We start from the raw sequence: 20,895 nt of genomic DNA, 5'->3' as shown, positions 1-20,895 counted from the left end.
GATCCCACGAGCGCGCTAAGCCTCAACGATTCACTGCCAGGTGGCGCGACAGCACCGCCCGGGTGTGTTGCGCGATCATCGCTTCCTCGTCGGTGCGATATACCAGAACCTTGATCTTGCTGTCCGTCGCGCTGATCTGACGCGCGTTGGCGGCATTGGCTGCATCGTCGAGGGCGATGCCCAGCCAAGCAAGACGTTCACATACAGCTGCACGAATGACGGCGGAACGTTCACCGATCCCCGCGGTAAAGACGAACCCGTCGATCCCGCCGAGTGCGCTCGCCATACCCCCGGCCTCGACCGCGATGCGATAACTGAACAGGCTTATCACTTCGACCGTGCGCGCATCGTCGCTGGCAAGCAGAAGACGCAGGTCCCCGCTGATCCCCGATACGCCAAGGAGCTCGGATTGGTGATAGAGCAAGTCCTCGATCTCAGCCACGCTGCGGCCCTGCCGCGCAAGATAGAGCAAAGCGCCGGGATCGATGTCGCCGCAGGGCGTTGCCATTAGCAAGCCATCGAGCGTGCTAAAACCAATCGTGGTCGCGATACTGGCGCCGCCGCTGAGCGCGCAAAGGCTTGCCCCTGCGCCTAGATGCGCGATGATGGCGCGCCCCCGCGCCAGATCTGGCGCATCTCGCGCAAGTCGGTTCGCGATATATTCGTACGACAGTCCATGGAAGCCATACCGTCGCACGCCCGCGTCCCGTAGCGCGCGCGGGACCGGCACGGTCTGAGCTTCCACCGGCATATCGTGGTGGAAGGCGGTGTCGAAACAAGCAACCTGCGGCAGATCAGGTCGCGCTTTGAGGATGGCGCGCACGGGTGCCAGGTTGTGCTGCATGTGCAGGGGATCGTGCGGCGTCAGTCCGTCCAAAGAATCTAGCAGATCGTAGGTGATGAGGGCAGGTTCGACATGATCCATGCCACCATGCACGATGCGGTGGCCTGCACTCCCCAACCCGTCGCGGCCCAGCATGATCATGCAAGACACTGAGCAAATCGCCGAGGATCACCGCAAAGGATGCATGTTCGGCCAGCCAGCTGCATTCCACCACGACTCGGCCTGCTACATCGCTTGCGGCCAGGCGGGGCGTCCCGTCGATGTCTTCGATCTCGCCGCAAAGAATCGGGATGAGCGCTTCATCGAACATCGCGAATTTGACGCTCGACGATCCCGCATTCAACGTCAGGATCGATCCGGTCATGATTATCTCCTGACGACATTCGCGCATGTGCACGACACGCGCAGGATGGGACGCTCCGATTATGCCAAGGGGCTAGTATCGCGCGAGGGTCGGAAACTACCCAGCTGGCTTCGCGGCTCCACCACCTCAAGGCCGCGGAGAAGGCTTGTCACAAGACCCGTCGCAGGCAGAGACCCGACGGTAGATAAGATGACGGTCAGCGTCGTCTTCCCGCTCGTGCCGTAACGACTGCGCCGGAAGTTGCGAAGGCACGTCGTGAGTATTTTCCGATACTGCGATCGAGAGCCAATTGCGGCCAATGCTGCGCCAGAGACAATTCCGGTTATGCAACGCCACGACGCCGGGACCTGCCCTTTCGCGGAGCCGCAACCCCATGGACGCACATGCCATCGAACGAGTGCCGCCGAGCCTTGTCGACGTCTCATCGTCGGTGGCGAAATCCTATCTTGGGTCGGAAGAGCGCCGCCTTACCAACGCGTATTGGCGCGCGGCCAATTACCTATCGGTCGGACAGATCTACCTCTATGACAACCCGCTTCTGCAGGAGCCGTTAAAGCTCGCCCATGTGAAACCCCTGATCGTGGGACATTGGGGAACGACGCCGGACAAAATTTCATCTACGTCCATCTTAACCGTGTGATCCGGGCTCACGATCTCAATATGATCTATATCGCGGGCCCGGGCCATGGCGGTCCGGCGATCGTCGGCAACACGTATCTTGAGGGAACCTACAGCGAGTTCTTTCCGGACATCACCCGGGATATGCCCGGCCTCAAAAAGCTGTTCACTCAGTTCTCGTTCCCGGGCGGCATCTCGAGCCACGTCGCACCAACGACCCCTGGGTCAATTCATGAGGGCGGCGAGTTCGGCTATTCACTGAGCCACGCCTTCGGCGCGGCGTTCGACAATCCCGACCTGATCGTCGCGTGCGTGATTGGCGACGGAGAGGCGGAAACCGGGCCGCTTGCCACCGCCTGGCATTAAACAAGCTGCTGAACCCGATCAGCGACGGCGCGGTCCTTCCGATCCTGCATCTCAACGGCTACAAGATCAGCAATCCGACGATATTCGCGCGGATCGATGGCGACGACCTGGCCTATTTTCTCGAAGGCTGCGGCTGGTCGCCGCGCTTTGTCGAGGGAAGCGACCCCGATGCGATGCACGAGCGTATGGCTGAGGTGATGGATGTGGCGATCGCCGACATTCGTCAGCTGCAGGATGATGCGCGCACCGGCAAAACGACACTCCGCCCGCGGTGGCCGGTCATCGTGCTGCGCTCGCTCAAGGGCTGGACCGGCCCAAAGGAAGTCAACGGCGTGCCCGTCGAGGGCACATTCCGTGCGCATCAGGTGCCGCTCCTGGTCGATCGCAATCATCCGGACCACGTGGCGCTGCTCGAAAGCTGGATGATGAGCTACCGCCCCCAGGACCTCTTCGACGAGGCCGGCAGCCTGGTTCCCGAACTTGCCGCGATCGCGCCCGAGGGCGACCGGCGGATGGGCGCCAACCCGCACGCCAATGGCGGCGCCCTATTTCGCAATCTGCGGATGCCGGACTTTCGCGCTCACGCGGTGGCGGTGGCGACACCGGGAGCGGTCATCTGCGGAGATACACCGGTTCTCGGCCAGTTCCTACGGGACGTGATTATCGCGAATCCCGACAATTTCCGGTTGTTCGGCCCCGACGAGACGCTGTCCAACCTGCTCGGCGCCGTGTTCGAGGTGACCGATCGCCAATGGGACGCTGCGATAGAACCCAACGACGAGTTCCTCGCGCCAACGGGTCGCGTTGTCGATTCGATGCTCAGTGAGCATCAGTGCGAAGGCTGGCTCGAAGGCTATCTGCTGACGGGCCGTCACGGTTTGTTCAACAGCTACGAGGCGTTCATCCGCATCGTCGATTCGATGGTCGGGCAGCACGCTAAATGGCTGAAGGTGTGCAAGGAGATTGCATGGCGTCGCGATATCGCCTCGCTCAATATCCTACTCGCGTCGCACGTTTGGCAACAGGATCATAACGGCTTTACGCATCAGGATCCCGGTTTTCTCGATCACGTCGTCTCCAAGAAGGCCGATATCGTCCGCGTATATTTGCCGGCGGACGCCAATTGCCTGCTCTCTGTGGTCGATCACTGCTTGCGCAGCCGCAACTATTTAAACGTCGTCGTTGCCGGCAAGCATGCGCTGCCGCAGTGGCTGTCGATCGAGGCTGCGGTCACGCATTGCACGCAAGGGATCGGCATCTGGGGCTGGGCGAGCAATGATCAGGATTGCGAACCCGATCTCATCATCGCCAGCTGCGGGGATACGCCGACGCTCGAAAGCATGGCGGCGACCTCGATTCTGCGCGGTGCCTTGCCCGAGCGGAAGGTGCGGGTCGTCAACGTCGTCGACCTGATGAAGCTCCAGCCCTGCGCCGAGCATCCCCATGGCCTCAGCGAGCGTGCGTTCGACTCGCTGTTCACGCGCGACAAGCCCGTGATCTTCGCCTTTCACGGCTATCCGGGGCTTGTCGATCAACTCACCTGCCACCGCGCCAATCGCAACGTGCACGTCCACGGCTATCGTGAGGAAGGCACGATCACGACGCCGTTCGATATCCGCGTGCAGAACGGCCTCGATCGTTTCAGCCTGGTCATCGACGCGATCGACCGGGTGCCGCAGACCGGCAGCCGAGGCGCCTATCTCCAGCAGGCGATGCGCGACAAGCTGGTCGAGCATAAGCATTATATCGATCGCCATGGCGAGGATTTGCCGGAGATACGCGACTGGACCTGGCGGACCCCCGCATGAGCGTCGCCCATCTCGCGGCCCTCGCCCAGCAGATGGTGAGCGCATGGCAAGGGCCTGCTCGCGATCGATGAGAGTATCGGCACGTGTGATCGACGTTTTGCAGCGCTCTTTATCGCACAGACGGTCGACCGCCGACGCGCCTGGCGAAACCTGATCGTGACGACGCCAGGTCTCGCCCAATCGATCGGCACCATCATCCTGAACGAGGAGACGATCCGCCAGACGGAGCTTTCTGGTGCGCGCTTCGCGGCCACAATCCGCGATGCGGGCATCATTCCTGGCGTGAAGGTCGACACGGGCACGATCGCGCTCGCCGGGCATGCGCGCGTGCGGATCACCGACGGAGTCGACTGGCTGAAGGCGCGGCTCGAAGCGTTTGCGGTGATGCGCGCGCGCTTCGCGAAATGGCGCGGCGTTATCACAATTGCGGCGGATATCCCGACGCGAGGCTGTATCGAGGCCGATGCGCAGACGCTCGCGCGCTATGTCGCGATCTGCCGGCAAGTTGGCCTCCTCACGGTGATCGAGCCAGAGGTGTTGATAGACGGTCGGCACGACCTGGCGCGCTGCGCCGTGGTGACGGAGGAAGTTCTGCACGCGGTCTTCCGTCATGCCGACGAACAGGGTGTGGCGTTGGCATCGCGGTGATCGTCAATAAACGCGATCATCGCCGGAACGGGCGGTCGAGCTCCGCCTGTGCAAAATATCCGGACGCCTTGCGCAGGATCTCGTTGGCCTGCCGCAGCTCGCGGACCTCGCGCTCCGGCGCCTTCACCTTGTCGGCAACCTCGGTCGGGACACCGGCGCGCTTGCCGCTGTTGACCTCAGCCTTCTTCCCCCACTCATGCAGTGTCTCCGGAACGCAGCCGATCTTCTCCGCGATCGAAACCACCGCTGCCCATCGCGAGGGATGATCGCGCTCGTGGTCGAAAACCATCCGTACCGCGCGTTCGCGAACTTCCGGCGCAAACTTGTACGTTGTCTTGCTCATACAGGCTCCACCTTCTCAGGAGTTGAAGCCTCCGGCAAACCCGGCGCGGTTCAGTCCTTTATTGCAGTTCTGGGCGATCATCATTGCGAGCCGCTACAATTAGGGCATACTACAATGAGAGCTATTTCGCCGCCTTGGCCGAACCTCCGCGCGGACCTTGAGAGCCATATGATTAACCGGACGGGCAAAATCGAAGATGCACAGATCCTGGCTCAGGCGATCGTCAACACGATCCCTGGACCGTTTGTCGTGCTCGACGAATCGTTCAATGTGCTGGCGGCGAGTTACTCCTTCTACAGGGTATTCAAGGTCGACCCTGAACGCACGCGGGGTGCCAAGCTGTTCGCGCTGGGTGATGGCCAATGGGATATTCCGGCACTGCGACTCCTTCTCGAAAAGATCATTCCCGAGCGCATCGCGATGCACGGCTTCGAGGTGGAGCACGACTTCCCTGGCGTGGGCCTGCGAGTCATGCTGCTGGACGCACGCAAGGTCGTTTATGAAGATAGCCCCACCGCCACCATCTTGTTGGCATTCCGCGATATCACCGATCAGCGGGCTATCGAACAAGAAAAGGAAGCACTGTTTCTTCAAACCGAAGAGTTACTTCGCCAAAAAGATGTTCTGCTTCGGGAGATTGAGCATCGCGTGGCTAACAGTCTGCAGATCATTGCGAGCATTCTGCTGTTGAAGGCGAAAGGCGTCTCCTCCCCCGAAACGCGCCAGCATCTCCGCGATGCCCACCAGCGGGTCATGTCCGTCGCCGCCGTGCAGTCTCACCTGCATGCATCGTCGGCGATCAATCAGGTCCAAGCTGACAATTACCTCACCCAGCTTTGCAACAGCCTCGCAGGATCGATGGTGAGCGAAAGCCACCCCATCGCTATTCGCGTGGAAGCCGAGGCGGGCACGATAGATTCAGCTAAAGCAGTCAGCCTCGGACTGATCGTGACGGAACTTGTCATAAACTGCGTCAAGTACGCTTTCCCGGAGACCCGGAACGACGCTCGGATCGCTGTGATCTTCAACACCAGCGATGCAGGCTGGAAGCTTATGTCTCGGACAACGGCGTCGGCAAGCTGGAGGGTGCTACTGCCGGTGGCTCTGGGCTCGGCACGACAATCGTGGAGGCTTTGGCTAAACAGCTCGGCGCGCGGATTGAGACAGTAAGCAGCGCAGAGGGGATGAGCGTATCCCTTACAAGTTCTGTAGCGGCACCGCACCTCCAGCAGGCGGCATAGAGCCACTTTAGCGCTAGCCGCCGCGCTCCCGTACTCAGCCGGCCACGACGTACCTTGCGATCCGCCGCGCGTCTTGCCGCCTTGGTTTCAAATCGCGTCTTTGAGCGTTGTGTCGTTCACGGAACCCGATACATCGGGAACTACCGACGCTGGAGGCAGACTGTTCGATGAGGTATTGCGCGCTCCCACGACCCACCACACGCGCCGAATGAGCGACGCTTCATCCCACCGTGCATCATCAGGAACCGATGCGACGGCGCGTAGGAATGCAGTCCTGGCCGAGGAACTCAGTCTTCTGATCGATGGGGCCGAGAACCTCGCGATCTTCATGTTTGACCCCGCAGGGCGTGTAACAATCTGGAACCGCGGTGCAGAGCGCCTGAAAGGCTGGACGGAAGCCGAGATTGTCGGTCGATCCATCAACCTCTTTTATCCCCCCGATGATGTTGAGGCCGGCAAGCCCCAAGCCGATATGGACCGAGCGCAGAACGACGGTCGCCTTGAGGAGGATAGCTGGCGCCTTCGAAAGGATGGCTCCGAATTCCTAGCGAGCATAACGATCACTGCACTGTACGACGACGCTGGTGCGCTTCGCGGGTTCGGAAAAGTCATCCGCGATATTACCGACCAGAAAGCGTCCGAAGCGGCGGTGCTGCGGCGCGAAGATCATCTGCGCTCAATTCTGGCCACCGTGCCGGACGCGATGATCGTCATGGACGAGCACGGCATCGTCTCATCCTTCAGCGCCGCCGCGGAGCATCTCTTTGGCTACACGAAGGCCGAGGTGATCGGCTGCAATGTTCGTATTCTAATGCTGCCGGCGGATGAGCGCCGCCACGACGCGGATCTTCGGACCTACCGGGAAACCGGGATCAAGCACATAATTGGCAACGTACGCCTGCAAAAAGCGGTGCGCAAAAACGGCGAGGTCTTTTCGATGGAGTTGGCGGTCGGCGAGGCTTCGGTCGCCGGCGAGCGTATCTTTACGGGCTTCATCCGCGACCTCACCAATCGCCAACAAACCGAACGCCGCATGGCAGAACTGCAGTCGGAGTTGATACATGTTTCGCGCGTCAGTGCGATGGGTACCATGGCATCGACGTTGGCCCACGAGATCAACCAGCCGCTCACCGCGATCGCCAATTATCTTGAGGCAATGCGCGATATCATTGGCGACCATCCCGACGGAACTCTCGCCGACATGGTTGAACCCCTCGAGTTATCTGTTGCCCAGTCTTTGAGAGCCGGCACCATTGTCAGGCGCCTACGGGCCTTCGTTGACGGCGGCGATACTGGCTTCCGGGTCGAGCGTTTGGATGCACTTGTGGAGGAGGCTACTAGCCTTGGGCTGCTCGGCGCTCACGAAGCAGGGATCAAGGTTACGATGACGATCGCTGCCGGGCATGACCACGTCATGGTCGATCGCATCCAGATCCAGCAGGTGCTTGTGAACCTCATCCGCAATGCCATCCAGTCGATGAGTGTATCTTCGTTAAAGGAACTGACCATCCAGACCGCACCTGACAGGGCCGGGTGAGTTCGTGTGACAGTGGCCGACACCGGCTCCGGCATTGCACCCGACGTCAGGGATCGGCTGTTCGAAGCGTTCGCCACGACCAAGGAAGACGGCATGGGCCTCGGGCTCTCGATCTGTCGGACTATCGTCGAAGCGCATGGCGGGCGCATCTGGGCCGAAGCGGCTGACGGCGGTGGCACGGCCTTCCATTTCTGCGTTCCCCTCGCGGAGAATGACGATGAATGACCATACGCGGATCGTCTATGTAGTCGATGATGACGAAGCGATCCGGCAGTCCATCAGCTTCATGCTTCGCAGAGCTGGCTACACCGTCGTCACTTATGCGTCGGGAACAGAGTTCCTCAAGGTGGCGACGACAGCAACGCAAGGGTGCGTTCTTCTAGACGTTCGCATGCCCGACATCGATGGCCTGGAGGTTCAAGCCCGCCTTGCGGAGCAAGGGATAATGCTTCCGGTCATCATGCTGACGGGTCACGGGGAGGTAACGCTCGCTGTTCGCGCGGTAAAGGCGGGTGCAATCGAGTTTCTTGAAAAGCCGTTCGAACGTTCCGCGCTTATCGCCGCCATCGACGAAGCCTTGAACCAGGCCGGACGAAACGACCGCATCCAGCTCGCGTCCGCCGAAGCTTTTGTCCGCTTGGCAGTTCTAACAGAGCGAGAACGCGACGTGCTGGGCGGCTTGGTCTTGGGGCGACCCAACAAGCTGATCGCGTTCGATCTCGGTATCTCGACGCGGACGGTCGAGGCCCACCGTTCAAACCTCATGGATAAATTGTCCGCGCGAAGCCTGTCCGATGTGCTTCGGATCGCATTCGCTGCAGGTCTCGGCGACGCGGAGCCAATGTAACGACCCTCGCTTTCTACGTACAGACTGGCCGCTCACCAACGTGCGACACCCGGGCAATACCGGAGATACGTACTATGTTCCGTTCCAAGAAAAAACCTTCCCCGCTGGGCATTGGCGTTTCGCTCGTCGATGGGGATTCAGCCGTTCGTCACGCCCGACAACTGATGCTTCTGTCGGAGGGTTATGACGTACGGTCTTATGCCACCTGCGCAGCGCTCCTGGCGGACCCGCAAGCGCGGGATTATTTATGCATTATCCTCAATTTCGAGATGGGGCACATCGATGGTCTCGAAATCCTTCGGCAAATGCGCGCCAATGGCTGGCATGGCAAAGCGCTGCTGCTTGATGGTCCGACTTCGGCTAGCCCCATGCTACAGAAGGCGGAGCGATATGGCGACACAGTCTTGCCCCACAACGTCGGCAATCAGGCGCTCCTGACCGCGATCGCCGGATCGATCGACCACAGCTGGGCCGGCTGGGATGTTGGGGGCTTGGGGCCTAACAAATAGGCAAGTAGACGCCGATCAACTCAAACTACGGTCAGCGAGGCGACCGTGCCTATGATCTGTGGATGGCGTCGATACGGAACCACGCTGAAGTTCGGATAAATCATTGTGGCAGCGAATAAAGCAGTGGTCACGACCGACGCCGACCGGGATCCTTATAGAATTCAGAATATCAAGGTTTCACAGGCGGTTCCGCCTCAAACAGATTGGGTCTCGTTTTCGACGCCTATCCACAGCGATAACGGCCGATGGCGTTCCATCGCGTCCTTGGGTCCTCAATTATCGCGAAATGGGCCACATGGTCGGGCCCGTGGCGTGCTCTGATCGTTTATTCTGCTCGCCGCTGGGGGATGTCACCACGAATGGTCCGCACTGACATTCTGACGTTCGATAGCTGTAACTAGAGGCGCGGCTCCGCAGTCAGGCGTCCTTGGGGACGAGTCTCCAAGGACGCTTTCCCTCTCCTATCAGTGCTTCTTTTCCATCTTGCCGTCATTCATCATGCTACCGTCGCTCATCATGTCCGGATGCATTTTCATCATCTTCATGCACGTCCGGTTCTTCGTCATCATGGGATGTGACATTTTCTTGCACCGGTTCATGCTCGCCATCTGCGACTTTGTCATCTTCATGCTGGCCGGCTGCATACCGCCGGAACTCATCATGCCGTTCTGCGCAAAAGCTGGCGTGCCGGTGGCAAGCACTAAGGCAATGGACCCGAGGGTCAGTTTCGTTAAAAACACGCTTTTTCTCCTAGATTGGTCGAAAATGGCATGCCGAAAGAGACGGGGATCGTCGGTGTCGAGCGATGCGGGATCGGCCTATTACCAAGCGCATCATACGATCCGAAGTTCCCATATTTCGGCATGGTAGATCAGTTCCAACACCTACCGCGAGGTTAGTTGGAAACGGCAGACGCGCATCGCATCATAAGTCAGTTCACCTCCTCCAGCGTGGCGCGCTCTGCGTGAACGCCCGGCATCTCCACGACATCGCGGTGCAGATCGATGCGTGTGGGCGATGCGGAATCGAGTAGCGTCTTGGCGCGGGCCATCTCTTCGACCGAGCCATGCGCCATCAGCAGGAAGCTGTCGGTCTTCAGGGCGGTCTCGTATTCGATCACGCTATCCTTGGGGATGCCAAGGCTGGACAGTGCGCCGCCGAGCACGCCCAGGCCTCCAACGACTACCGCGCCTTCGGCCGCGGCGAATACCATCGCAGCGAAATGTCCGAGCACGATGACGGGCCCTATGATCGGCACCGTCATAAACAAATCGCCAGCAAACAGTCCCCATAGGCCACCCCAGAATGCGCCGGTTCCGCCCCAGGAGGCGATGCGGTCACCGACGTTGTAGAAGCCAAGAATCTGCTCTTCCTTGTGGTAACCCTTGCCGATGATGCTGAAGTGCTTGATGTCGAGACCGCCGTCGGAGAGCGAGCGGACGGCACTTTCAGCGGCCTGATGACTGTCGAAGACGGCGATGATCGCGTGACTTTTTGACATCGTGTATTCCTTCTAGGTTGACGTGCTTGGAGCCGGCGCGCGTTATCCGGGCACGGGAGAATGCCTGGGTCTGGGGGCGTTCACGGAGGGCGGCTCGGTCTTCTGCGTGGCTTCGTGAGCGACGAGGAGCTTTGGCAGACGCAGGCTCAGCAGGACGGCTGCGACCGACAGCGCAGCGGCAATCGCGAACGAAGCGTCGGGTAGCCACGACACATCGAACAGTAGCCCGCCCGCGGCCGACCCGAAGGCGGCGCCAAGACTTGCGGCGGCGGTTTGCTTGCCGAGTCGTGCACCCTGCGCCCTTCCGGCCTTGCTCGATATCCAGAAGGTTAGGATGGGTGAGAGGATTCCGGCGCTTGCCGCAACCGCTCCAATGACCGCCAGCATAAGCGTGAAGGTGGATGCGTGCGGGACTAGAAAGATTCCTCCAGCGAGGATCGCAAAAGCGGGGGCGATGAGCCAGCGCGCCGTTTCAGGCCTAATCCAAGGCGAGAAAACGAGGGATTGGACGATCAGCATCACCAGGCTGCATTCGGTGAACATGGTCGCGATCTGATATTGTGTCAGACCCAGTTGCTCTTTTCCGCGTAACGCCAGCCCGACTTCGAACACTCCGACGCCGGCAGAGACGACGAATGCGAGCGCGAGCAACCTCGGGACAAGCCATTTGTCAGACTCGAGAGCGACTGGCTCGCCCTTCGATCGGCCATTGCTCGTAATTGCCTTCGGAACCGTTCGCGTCGCTGCCAGAGCGGCGACGGAGGCCAGCACCGCAGTTCCGATCAGCGGTATTGTGAGCGCTCCGATGCCGCCGAGGGCCGGAAACAGCACTTTCACCCCGCGCGACAGGAATACGCCAAGCATAGGTCCCACGAGAAGCCGGTGATCCCGGCCAGGCTGACGAACATGAGCCGCCGCGCCCGTGCGGCCTCCGTTGCTGCAATATCGCCGATCGTGGCGAGCGCGATGGGCGTCACCGCTGCGGCGAACATCCCGCTCAGGAAGCGCTCGGTATAGATCGCACCAAGGCCATCGATGAAGGCAAAGGTCAGCATGGTGGCACTGAACCCCACCAGCCCGATAATCAGGATCAATCGGCGACCGAAGCGGTCGGACAGCCACCCCCAGACCGGTGCGAACAGGAACAGCGAGAGCGTGTAGAGAGCGGTGAGCAGACCTGTCGCGCGTGAAACTTGCGTTGCGTCGCCGCTCGCACCGAAAAGTCGTTCAAGGAGGAATGGCAGCGACGGAAGGACGATGCCGAAGCCGAGAGAAACCGTGAACACCGAAAGCATCAGCGCTGCCAAGGTCCCGCGTGGCGCCCCTGTCGCTGACGCGCGCATCCTCATGATGCAAAAGCCCTCGCCGGATCTGACTGCGTCTGGGACCGTCGCAGGGTTATGCCGGTGAGCTTCGTGCGCTTGAGTAACAGGGCGTTCATCGCGACGAGCGCCGAGCTGCCCGACATTGCAAGCGCGGCGATGCTGGGCCCAAGCAGGAACGGGTAGAGCACGCCTGCAGCTAGCGGGAATGCGATTACGTTGTAGCCGACCGCCCACCATAGATTCTGGTGCATCTTCCTCAATGTTGCATGCGAGAGCTCGATCGCTCCCACCACATCGAAAGGATCGCTTTTCATCAGGACGATGTCGGCGCTGTCCATGGCCACATCGGTGCCCGCGCCGATCGCGAAGCCAACATCGGCCTGCACGAGAGCCGGCGCGTCATTCACGCCGTCGCCCACCATCCCGACCTTCTTGCCTCGCGCCTGCAGTTCCTTGATCTTGCTCGCCTTGTCCCCGGGCAGCACGTCGGCCAGGACGGTGTCGATGCCCAGGCCGGCGGCGATGCGCGAGGCCGTTCCCTGGTTGTCACCGGTAATCATGATCACATCGAGGCCACGCTCACGAAGCGATGCGATTGCTGCCTTGGCGGTCGGTCGTTCGGCATCCGCAATCGCAAGAAGGCCGGCCAGTTTGCCGGAAATCGCGATGTGAACGACAGTTCGCCCGGCGCTCTGCAACGCGTCGGACTTCGCTCCGAGCTCGCCCAGATCGATCTTGTTGTCCGCCATCAGGAGCCTGTTGCCGAGCAGAACGGCCTCGCCGTCGACTTCAGCCTGCGCTCCCTTGCCCTCCAGGTTCCTGAAGGCGGTTGCCTTGGGTCTCTTTACATCGGCAGCACGGCGCGTGATCGCCTGGGCCAGCGGATGATCGGAGCCCGCCTCAACTGCGGCCGCCGTCGCTAGAAGCTTTTGTTCATCCATGCCGGCGGCTACGGCCAGTTCCACGACCTCGGGCTGGCCCATCGTCAGAGTGCCGGTCTTGTCGAAGACAATCACGTCCAGCTTGGTCGCGTCCTCCAACGCCGATGCGTTCTTGAACAGTATCCCGTTGATCGCGCCCAGGCCGGTGCCGACCATGATCGCCATCGGTGTCGCGAGTCCAAGGGCGTCGGGACAGGCGATGACGAATACCGTGATCGTGAGACTGACGGCGAACAGCAGCGGCTGACCAATCCACCAATACCAGACCGCAAATGTGCCCAGTCCCATGACGACCGCCGCCAGCACGAGCCACTGCGCGGCGCGATCTGCCAAAAGTTGCGCTGGGGCCTTGGAGTTTTGCGCGTCCTGGACGAGCTTGACGATCTGCGCGAGCGCCGAGTCGGCGCCAACCTTGGTCGCCTTGTACTGAAACGTCCCGCTCTTATTGATGGTCGCGCCGATGACGGTGTCACCAACCTTCTTGTCGACCGGCATCGATTCTCCGGTAAGCATAGACTGGTCGACCGAGGACGATCCTTCCGTGATCACACCATCGACCGGGATCTTGTTGCCAGGCCGGATTACGATGATGTCGTCGGCGACGACATCGGAGGTGGCCACTTCGACTTCTTTGCCGTCACGCAGCACCATCGCCTTGGGCGGTGCCAGATCCATGAGAGATCGGATCGCCTGCGACGCTCCGGCTCTCGCCCGCATCTCAAGCCAATGTCCAAGCAGGATGAAGTCGAGCAGGATTACCGCGGCTTCGTAGAAGTTCTGGCCGCCCCAGATGAACGTGGCTCCTACGCTGAACAGGTAGCCGGTGCCTACGCTCAGGACGACGAGGACGGCCATGTTGGCGATGCCCGAGCGGATTGCGCGATACGCGGCAACGACGAAGGGCCAGACCGGGTAGAGAATCGCGCCGCTTGCCAGAACGAACAGGACCGGTTCGAGTCTCAGTCCGAACGGAACAGGGACCTTGAGGAAATCCAGGCCCATTGGGGAGAGGATGAAGACCGGCACGCTGAACGCGAGCGCGATCCAGAAGCGGTTGCGCATGTCGCGAACCCTGGCAGCCAAGTCCTCGCCGCCGCCATGACCCATTTCCTTGGCCATGGCGTCGGCATTGCTCATAGCATTCGCTTTGTGGCGTTCGCCATGGCCCTCGTCAGCGAGCGGCTCCATTCCCTTCGCTGTCGCATTTTCGATGTCCGGATCTGCAGCGCCGCGCTCGTCTCTGCTGCGGCCGTCGCGTTCGGTTTTTTTTCCGCCGATGCTCCGAGCGTATCAAGTGAGCGCGCGCCGCCCCCTGGCATATCCATTCGATCGATCGATGCTGTCGGACTGGAGCTTTTCGGCATCGCTTCTCTCGCTAATGTCGAGCTTCTCGCCCAACCGATGAAAGGTCATGCTCGGATCGTCACTGGCCTTGCCGAATGGGCTCGGCCTACGGCCCGCGGCGCGTGGTTCGGTCAATGGCGACGGCCGGCTGATATCCGGGTAGCGCAGTCAACCGGTTGCTGCTCATCTGTGATCAGAGGTGGCGGAATTGGCGTTGTGATCCGAACTGGTCGCGTCTCAACGGCGTGGGGATTGGAATCACCGATCGCCCTAGCCGTGTTCGGCGCCAGCCCCGCGGCCGCAGCAGGATTCAGATTTCTTTGGGGCTTGTGTGTCGTGCTTGAGTTCGACCGACGTAGCGACCGCTGGCTGCGCCGCAGCTGGCGTAGCCGCTTTCGAATTCTTACTCATGCCGCCACAGCAACTATGGCTTGAACCAGACTCTGTAGGCGTATCGGTGTTGATCGACATGGCTGTTGTCCTGTTGGGATCGGCGCTGGTCACAGACGCGTGCTCGGCGGGACCGTGGATCGACATTTTGGATTTAGCCGAGCCTGCACCTGCCGCGACAGGATCGGAAACTACCTAAGCCATCGCCTCGAGCAGCCGATCCAGCGGCACTGTTGCAAAGGTCGTGAAGCTGTCGGCCAAGGCGTAGGGGAGGATAAGCGTTCGGCCGTGGACCATCGCGCCGCAGGTATAGGCCACGTTGGGGACGTAGCCGTAGCGTTCTTCGGCTCGGGGCTGAAGAATTGGGTAGGTCGTTCGTGCTAGAAGTTTCGTTGGGTCGTCGCGGTCAAGCAGGCACGCCCCGAGGCAATAATTGCGCACCGGGCCAACGCCATGGGTAATAACCAACCATCCTTCATCAATCTCGATCGGGGAACCACCATTGCCGATCTGAACGAACTCCCAGTCCCACCGAGGCGACACTATCCTGGTCCCGCCTGCCCAGTTGTAGAGGTCGTCAGACGTCAGCAGCCAGATGTTCTCATGATCCTGGCGTCCCAGCATGGCGTATCGGCCGTTAATCCGACGCGGGAAGAGCGCCATTCCCTTGTTGGCCGTGGCGTCGCCGCGAAGCGCGTTCAGTTCGAAGGTCACGAAGTCGGTCGTGCGCAGCATCTCCTGTCGGATACCCTCGCCGCTGAAAGCGGTGTAAGTGCCGAAATAGGCGACGTTGCCATCGTCGTCGACAAATCGAACGAGGCGCACATCCTCGATTCCGTGCCGCTGGTTGATCGTTATTGGAAAGATCACGACTTCGGAAAGATCGCGACTGTCTTCACAGAATAACCGGACGCCCGGATCATCGGGTGCGCCGCCTGGGATCTTCTCGATCCGCGGCGCGACAGCCTGCAGGCCTGGCGGATCGATGGTGACGCTGCCGTCGGCATCGCAGATCCCAGTACGAAAGGTGACGGATGAGACATGACCTTCGCCGACGCCACGTAACGACAGCACGAAGCGCATTGCGCCCGGTTGCACGCCAGACTGATCCGGATGGGCAACGATGCTCGGGTTGAACAGGGCAGCTGCCTCGAACGCATATTCCTCGCTGAAATAGGCCCCGATCAGAAGAGCCTGCTCCTCGGAGACGGAGCAGTGGTCGATCAATAGTCCGTCCACTTCGTGGAAGCGCCGCCGGAGGACCATGTTCACATCGCGGTGGTGTTCCGACAGGCCTGACATGACCCGCTTGAGGTCGATCGTCAGGTCGGCAGCGCTGAGCGCCAGAACGCGGTCGGCAATGCGCTGGGCGCGCGGACGACCATCGACTGCGGCGTGGGGCGAGTCGTCGGCAGGCGTGAACGGGCGGATCGCGACCCGTTTTGGGTCGGGTCGCAGCGTGATTGGCAGATGCGTCGCAAGGTCGTCGTTAGCCATTGTTACCCCGGCCGGATGATGCCGCGACCGAGATCCGGAGACGCACGGCGAGGTAACTCCATCGCTTGGTGCACCGCGAGGGTCGGAAACTACCTAACGACCATTGTCTCAACTTGCGCCGGTGTCAGGCAGCGGTGCCGTTCGCCCGGCCCACGCACGAGCGTGGCGGGAGAAATGGAGAAGGACGATGCCGCTCATGACGGCGGCGAGGAAACACTAGACGGAAATGAACCACATCGCGAAAAAGATATAGGCGGCGACGAAAGATATGGACGCTGCTACGCCGAACGCCCGCGCCATCCGGTGACTCGAAAAAAGCGGGCTGACGCACGTTCCAAGCAGATAGAGTGCCATTACTGCGACGCCGTAGAAGTGCGGAGACACATAGGTGATATGGTGACCGACCACCCGGGCGACGATCGGCTGCGTGATCAACGCGTATGACAGATAGAGCCCGGCCATGTCGCTTGCCACCGCGATCGCCATCGCGGTTTTGCGGCGCCAATTCGTTCCTTCGATCAGCATCACAGCGAACGGCACGTATATCGGCCAGAAGACATGCGAAAAAACAAAATAGGCGTAAGTCAGGACGACGTTCAGAAGCGGCGCCTTATCAGGGAAGGTGAGCCAGAGTGCGCCCTCGATCACCTGTTGGACACCGAACATCGCGGGAATGAGAGCGAACGGCAATTCTGCCGTCGTGCGGGTGCGGCGCACCGTTATGGCACCTATGATCAACAATCCGGCTCCGGCGGTGAAGCTGGCAGTTGCATAAAAGCATATTCTTTTTTGCCAGAATTAGCGCGAAAGCACCGTTTCCGGCCGAATACGAGTTCGAGTTGTCTAGTGCGAGAAGGCGCGATACGTTCGTCTGCTAGGACACTGTCTTCGACGCTAGCCAGGCTCAGCAGGTCGAGGGGACTGGCACCGAGCGGGTTTCCTCCATCAGCAGCAAAGCGGACGACGCAGTTGACGGACGACCCCTCAGCGCAACCAGATTGCTTCCATAGCGCTCGGCTATCGCCTCATGGGCGATGCGGGCGCAGTCGCTCGTAGCGGCGCGCGCCATATCAAGCGAAGCATCGATCCGCCCCTGGATATATGCGGCTTCGTCGTTGTCGGTGAACATAGCAATCCCCCCAAATAACGAACATGTTCCCATAACTTCGGGCCAAGCTTCATAATTACTCTAGATTGCGGTTGTTCGCGCGTCAGGCCTCGGGAATCACGTACTCGCGCATTTTCGGATCGGCGCGAAGCGTTACAGTCGACCGGTGTCCGCAAGGACAATGTGCGTTTCCCGCGCAATCTGCTCGTCTTCCCGAGCATTGATGACACGAACCGCAAAGTTCCCGACCCAGCCGGGGTCGCCGAGGATCGACCTGCGCACAGCCGCGTCGTTCTCTCCTATGCCGCCGGTGAAGACGAGCATGTCGACACCGCCAAGGACGGCTGCCATCGCGCCGATCTGCTTGCGCACCGAATAGCAGAATATGTCGATTGCCAGGCGGGCGTCGGGATGCTCCGTGGCTGCCAGATGCAAGGCACGCATGTCGCCGGAGACGCCCGAGATACCGAGCAGGCCGGATTGGTTATCGACGAGCGCCTCTAGCGCGGAACCATCCAGGCCCTTCTCACGGAGCAGATATAGCAGCACACCCGGGTCGAGATCGCCGGTTCGGCTGCCCATGACGACCCCGCCGGTCGGCGTAAGGCCCATGCTTGTGTCGATGGAGCGACCGGCTTTTACTGCCGTGACGCTGGCGCCATTGCCGAGATGGGCAATGATCAGGCGATCGGGCAATTCCCCCCCGAGTTGCCGAACGATCGACGCGCAGGAAAGCCCGTGGAAACCGTAGCGGCGCACTCCGTCGGACGACATGGCGCGTGGGATGGGCAGGACGTAGGCGATCTCGGGCAGGGTCGTGTGGAAGACAGTGTCGAAACAGGCGACCTGCGGCAGCGCCGGGTAATGCGCTTCGGCAAGCCGGATCAGCGCCAGGGACGCTGGACCGTGGAGCGGGGCCAAGGCGACCGCCTCTTTGAGTTGGGCGACGACATCGTCATCGATCCGGGAGTGCCGCCGCAGCGTCGGACCGCCATGCACGATACGGTGGCCGATCGCAGTTGGACCCGGAACCTTTGCCTCGGTCAGCGCGGCTTCGATGCGTTCGAACAGCCGGTCCTGGAAATGCATCGCCTCTACGGCGCCCGTGGTCAACTCGACGACCCCAGTCGGCCCGACGTCGTAGAGCCCAAATTTGAGCGATGACGAGCCGCTGTTGAGCGCGAGGACGACGTCGCGGTCCGCTGCCGGGTTCACCTGCTCCATCGCCAGTCCCGGACCTCCGGCAGATCGTCGCCATGCTCCGCGATGTAGAGCTTATGCCGCTCGATCGCCGCCCAGTAGCGGGCGGTGGCAGCGGGGACCTGAGCACTCAGACGCGGAACGCGTGAGATCGCGTCCAGCGCGAGCCGATAGCGATCAAGATCGTTCAGCACGACCATGTCGAACGGCGTGGTCGTTGTCCCTTCACCCTTGAAGCCGCGCACATGGATGTTGTGATGGTTAGTGCGGCGATAAGTCAGCTTGTGGACCATCGCCGGGAAGCCGTGGAACGCGAAGATCACGGGCTTGTCGGCGGTGAAGAGCGCGTCGAACTCCCGATCGCCGAGGCCGTGGGGATGTTCGGACTGGGGCTGCAGCCCCATCAGATCGACGACGTTGACGACACGCATTCGGATATCCGGCACAAAGTCGCGCAGTAGCGTAACAGCCGCAAGCGTCTCGAGCGTCGGCACGTCGCCGGCGCACGCCATGACGACATCGGGTTCTCCCTCGTCACCGGCCCACTCCCAGATGCCTGCCCCCGCGGTGCAGTGGCGCACGGCCTCATCGATATCCAGCCATTGCCATTCCGGCTGCTTGCCGGCGACGATCAGGTTCACATAGCCGCGGCTCCGCAGGCAATGATCGGCCACCGACAACAGGCAGTTGGCGTCGGGCGGCAGGTAGATACGGGCGACGTCGGCGGTCTTGTTGGCGATATGATCGATGAAGCCCGGGTCCTGGTGCGACAGGCCATTGTGATCCTGCCGCCAGACATGGGAGGTGATCAGATAGTTGAGCGAAGCGATTGGCTTGCGCCACGGGATCGCCTTGGTGACCTTCAGCCATTTGGCGTGCTGGTTGACCATGGAATCGATGATGTGGACGAATGCCTCGTAACAGGAAAACAAGCCGTGACGGCCGGTCAGCAGATAGGCCTCAAGCCATCCCTGGCAGAGGTGCTCGCTCAGCACCTCCATCACCCGGCCATCCTGACTCAGATCCACATCGACCGAATCGATCTCCGCCATCCAGACTTTGCCGGACACTTCATAGACCGCTTCGAGGCGATTGGACGCGGTCTCGTCCGGCCCGAACAGCCGAAAGTTCCTGGCGTCGAGATTAAATCCCATTACGTCACGCAGATATCCGCCCAGAACGCGGGTCGCTTCGGCCTTGGTCTGACCGGCTTCGGGCAAAGGCACCGCATGCGCACGGAAATCCGGGAGCGACAGAGGCCGAAGCAGCGCACCGCCATTGGCGTGCGGGTTCGATCCCATGCGGCGGTGGCCGGTCGGCGCCAGCGACGCGTAGTCCTCGCGAAATTTTCCATCATCGTCGAACAGTTCGGCCGGTTCGTAACTGCGCATCCATTCCTCGAGCTGGCGAAGATGCTCAGGATTGTCGAAGCTCGCGATCGGCACCTGATGTGCGCGCCATGTGCCCTCGACGGGCAGGCCGTCGACAAATCTGGGGCCGGTCCAGCCCTTGGGTGTCGCGAAGACTATCATCGGCCAACGCGGGCGCTCGATCGGGCCCTTGCCTGAGCGTGCCTTTGCCTGGATGTCCTGTATCCGGGCTAGCACTGCATCGAGCGTCCCTGCGAGTTGCTGATGGACTTTGGCCGGGTCGTCGCCTTCGACGAACCAGGGCTCGTGGCCAAAGCCACGCAGGAGATCGGTCAGCTCGTCGCGGCCGATCCGCGCCAGCACGGTGGGATTGGCGATCTTGAAACCGTTTAGGTGGAGGATCGGGAGCACCGCGCCATCACGTGCCGGGTTGAGAAACTTGTTTGAGTGCCAGCTGGTCGCGAGCGCGCCAGTTTCGGCCTCGCCGTCGCCGACCACGCAAGCGACGATCAGGTCCGGGTTGTCGAACGCAGCGCCGTAAGCGTGGGCCAACGAATAACCGAGTTCGCCGCCTTCGTGGATCGATCCCGGAGTCTCCGGCGCGACGTGACTCGGGATACCACCCGGCCAGGAGAATTGGCGGAACAAGCGGTGCATGCCGTTTCGGCTGCGCTCTATCGCCGGATAATGTTCGGTGTAGGACCCTTCGAGGTAAGTGTTCGCAACGAGGCCCGGGCCGCCATGACCCGGTCCGATCACGTTAATCAAGTTGAGATCATTCTCGGCGATCAAGCGGTTGAGGTGGACGTAGAGCATATTGAGCCCCGGCGTCGTTCCCCAGTGCCCGAGCAGCCGCGGCTTGATGTGGTCGATCGTGAGCGGTAGCTCGAGCAACGGGTTCTCACGCAAGTAGATCTGGCCGACCGAGAGATAGTTTGCCGCGCGCCAGTATCCGTGCATGCGCCGGAGCATGTCCGGCGACAGCGGACCGTCTGCACTGATGGGATCGGCGATGCCGCGTTCGATCGTGTCCAGCGCGCTTGTCGCCATGTCGCAAATCCTTGCTGATTAACTTAGCACGCCGCTATGCTCAC

Annotated in this window: 20 protein-coding genes, 2 pseudogenes and 1 other annotated feature; of the genes and pseudogenes, 10 read left to right on the top strand and 12 right to left on the bottom strand. The window is 61.1% G+C overall.

Translation table 11 applies throughout. From position 1 onward, the window contains the following. Positions 1-22: 22 nt before the first annotated feature. Complete coding sequence (locus IE187_RS18435; RefSeq protein WP_229839509.1) at positions 23-985, bottom strand: acetate/propionate family kinase; 963 nt, start codon at positions 983-985, stop codon at positions 23-25. Between IE187_RS18435 and IE187_RS21450 the strand changes: the two genes are divergently transcribed. From IE187_RS21450 to IE187_RS18425, 4 genes and pseudogenes are all read left to right on the top strand, one after another. Continuing rightward, a complete protein-coding gene (locus IE187_RS21450; protein ID WP_229839508.1) occupies positions 978-1,433 on the top strand; it encodes a hypothetical protein in 456 nt (151 codons plus the stop codon). The two genes, IE187_RS18435 and IE187_RS21450, sit on opposite strands and share 8 nt — an antisense overlap. A 73-nt stretch (positions 1,434-1,506) precedes the next feature. Further along, positions 1,507-2,192, top strand: a pseudogene (locus IE187_RS21750) (phosphoketolase family protein). After that, positions 2,135-4,000 carry a phosphoketolase family protein gene (locus IE187_RS18430; RefSeq protein WP_268249533.1) on the top strand — a complete coding sequence of 622 codons (1,866 nt, stop codon included), beginning with the start codon at positions 2,135-2,137 and terminating at the stop codon, positions 3,998-4,000. Before IE187_RS21750 ends, IE187_RS18430 begins: the two are co-directional and overlap by 58 nt. 54 nt (positions 4,001-4,054) lie before the next feature. After that, the gene (locus tag IE187_RS18425) at positions 4,055-4,648 is read left to right on the top strand and encodes a class I fructose-bisphosphate aldolase (RefSeq protein WP_189677524.1); all 594 of its coding nucleotides are present in this window, start codon (positions 4,055-4,057) and stop codon (positions 4,646-4,648) included. Further along, positions 4,618-4,710 (bottom strand) — a sequence feature (AL1L pseudoknot). Its footprint overlaps the gene before it by 31 nt. Here the strand turns inward: IE187_RS18425 and IE187_RS18420 are convergent. Then, positions 4,642-4,991: pseudogene (locus IE187_RS18420) on the bottom strand (transposase); the annotation flags it as partial. Its footprint overlaps the feature before it by 69 nt. The gene IE187_RS18425 and the pseudogene IE187_RS18420 sit on opposite strands and share 7 nt — an antisense overlap. 168 nt (positions 4,992-5,159) lie before the next feature. Here IE187_RS18420 and IE187_RS18415 point away from each other — a divergent pair. The 5 genes from IE187_RS18415 to IE187_RS18400 all read left to right on the top strand — a co-directional run bounded on the left by IE187_RS18415 (position 5,160) and on the right by IE187_RS18400 (position 9,125). Beyond that, positions 5,160-6,161, top strand: a complete 1,002-nt coding sequence (locus IE187_RS18415) for a sensor histidine kinase (RefSeq protein ID WP_229839506.1) — start codon at positions 5,160-5,162, stop codon at positions 6,159-6,161. Between the two features lie 279 nt (positions 6,162-6,440). Next, on the top strand, positions 6,441-7,769 hold the full coding sequence (locus IE187_RS18410; protein ID WP_308435296.1) for a PAS domain S-box protein: 1,329 nt from the start codon (positions 6,441-6,443) through the stop codon (positions 7,767-7,769). 12 nt (positions 7,770-7,781) lie between these two features. Next, positions 7,782-7,994 (top strand): ATP-binding protein, encoded by a 213-nt coding sequence (locus IE187_RS21680; RefSeq protein ID WP_308435295.1) that lies wholly within the window; start codon positions 7,782-7,784, stop codon positions 7,992-7,994. After that, entirely contained in the window at positions 7,987-8,616 is a 630-nt protein-coding gene (locus IE187_RS18405; RefSeq protein WP_189677486.1) for a response regulator transcription factor, read from the top strand. The genes IE187_RS21680 and IE187_RS18405 overlap by 8 nt, the downstream gene beginning before the upstream one ends. 74 nt (positions 8,617-8,690) lie before the next feature. Next, complete coding sequence (locus IE187_RS18400; protein WP_189677485.1) at positions 8,691-9,125, top strand: response regulator; 435 nt, start codon at positions 8,691-8,693, stop codon at positions 9,123-9,125. Between the two features lie 464 nt (positions 9,126-9,589). On the opposite strand, the gene IE187_RS18395 is transcribed toward IE187_RS18400, so the two are convergent. From IE187_RS18395 to IE187_RS18380, 5 genes are all read right to left on the bottom strand, one after another. Further along, positions 9,590-9,865, bottom strand: a complete 276-nt coding sequence (locus tag IE187_RS18395; RefSeq protein ID WP_189677484.1) for a hypothetical protein — start codon at positions 9,863-9,865, stop codon at positions 9,590-9,592. A 191-nt stretch (positions 9,866-10,056) separates the two neighbouring features. Continuing rightward, complete coding sequence (locus tag IE187_RS18390; RefSeq protein ID WP_189677483.1) at positions 10,057-10,626, bottom strand: general stress protein; 570 nt, start codon at positions 10,624-10,626, stop codon at positions 10,057-10,059. Between the two features lie 42 nt (positions 10,627-10,668). Continuing rightward, the gene (locus IE187_RS21440; RefSeq protein WP_229839505.1) at positions 10,669-11,490 is read right to left on the bottom strand and encodes an MFS transporter; all 822 of its coding nucleotides are present in this window, start codon (positions 11,488-11,490) and stop codon (positions 10,669-10,671) included. Beyond that, the gene (locus IE187_RS21435) at positions 11,460-11,933 is read right to left on the bottom strand and encodes an MFS transporter (RefSeq protein WP_229839504.1); all 474 of its coding nucleotides are present in this window, start codon (positions 11,931-11,933) and stop codon (positions 11,460-11,462) included. The genes IE187_RS21440 and IE187_RS21435 overlap by 31 nt, the downstream gene beginning before the upstream one ends. A gap of 38 nt (positions 11,934-11,971) precedes the next feature. Further along, positions 11,972-14,029 carry a heavy metal translocating P-type ATPase gene (locus IE187_RS18380; RefSeq protein WP_229839503.1) on the bottom strand — a complete coding sequence of 686 codons (2,058 nt, stop codon included), beginning with the start codon at positions 14,027-14,029 and terminating at the stop codon, positions 11,972-11,974. Between IE187_RS18380 and IE187_RS18375 the strand changes: the two genes are divergently transcribed. Then, a complete protein-coding gene (locus IE187_RS18375) occupies positions 13,991-14,671 on the top strand; it encodes a hypothetical protein (RefSeq protein WP_189677482.1) in 681 nt (226 codons plus the stop codon). The genes IE187_RS18380 and IE187_RS18375 overlap by 39 nt on opposite strands. Positions 14,672-14,821: 150 nt before the next feature. Here IE187_RS18375 and IE187_RS18370 read toward each other — a convergent pair whose 3' ends face one another. From IE187_RS18370 to IE187_RS18350, 5 genes are all read right to left on the bottom strand, one after another. Further along, on the bottom strand, positions 14,822-16,123 hold the full coding sequence (locus tag IE187_RS18370) for a glycoside hydrolase family 130 protein (RefSeq protein WP_189677481.1): 1,302 nt from the start codon (positions 16,121-16,123) through the stop codon (positions 14,822-14,824). Positions 16,124-16,339: 216 nt separating this feature from the next. Then, complete coding sequence (locus tag IE187_RS18365; protein WP_308435298.1) at positions 16,340-16,906, bottom strand: DUF6629 family protein; 567 nt, start codon at positions 16,904-16,906, stop codon at positions 16,340-16,342. 121 nt (positions 16,907-17,027) lie between these two features. Beyond that, positions 17,028-17,252, bottom strand: coding sequence for a hypothetical protein (locus IE187_RS18360; RefSeq protein ID WP_189677479.1), 225 nt, complete (start codon positions 17,250-17,252; stop codon positions 17,028-17,030). A 132-nt stretch (positions 17,253-17,384) separates the two neighbouring features. Further along, positions 17,385-18,455, bottom strand: a complete 1,071-nt coding sequence (locus tag IE187_RS18355; protein ID WP_189677478.1) for an acetate/propionate family kinase — start codon at positions 18,453-18,455, stop codon at positions 17,385-17,387. Further along, positions 18,443-20,851, bottom strand: a complete 2,409-nt coding sequence (locus IE187_RS18350) for a phosphoketolase family protein (RefSeq protein ID WP_189677477.1) — start codon at positions 20,849-20,851, stop codon at positions 18,443-18,445. The genes IE187_RS18355 and IE187_RS18350 overlap by 13 nt, the downstream gene beginning before the upstream one ends. Positions 20,852-20,895: the final 44 nt, after the last annotated feature.

It is taken from the genome of Sphingomonas glacialis (genome assembly GCF_014653575.1).
Taxonomy (GTDB): domain Bacteria; phylum Pseudomonadota; class Alphaproteobacteria; order Sphingomonadales; family Sphingomonadaceae; genus Sphingomonas; species Sphingomonas glacialis.
This window is presented reverse-complemented; position numbering and strand designations above follow the sequence as displayed.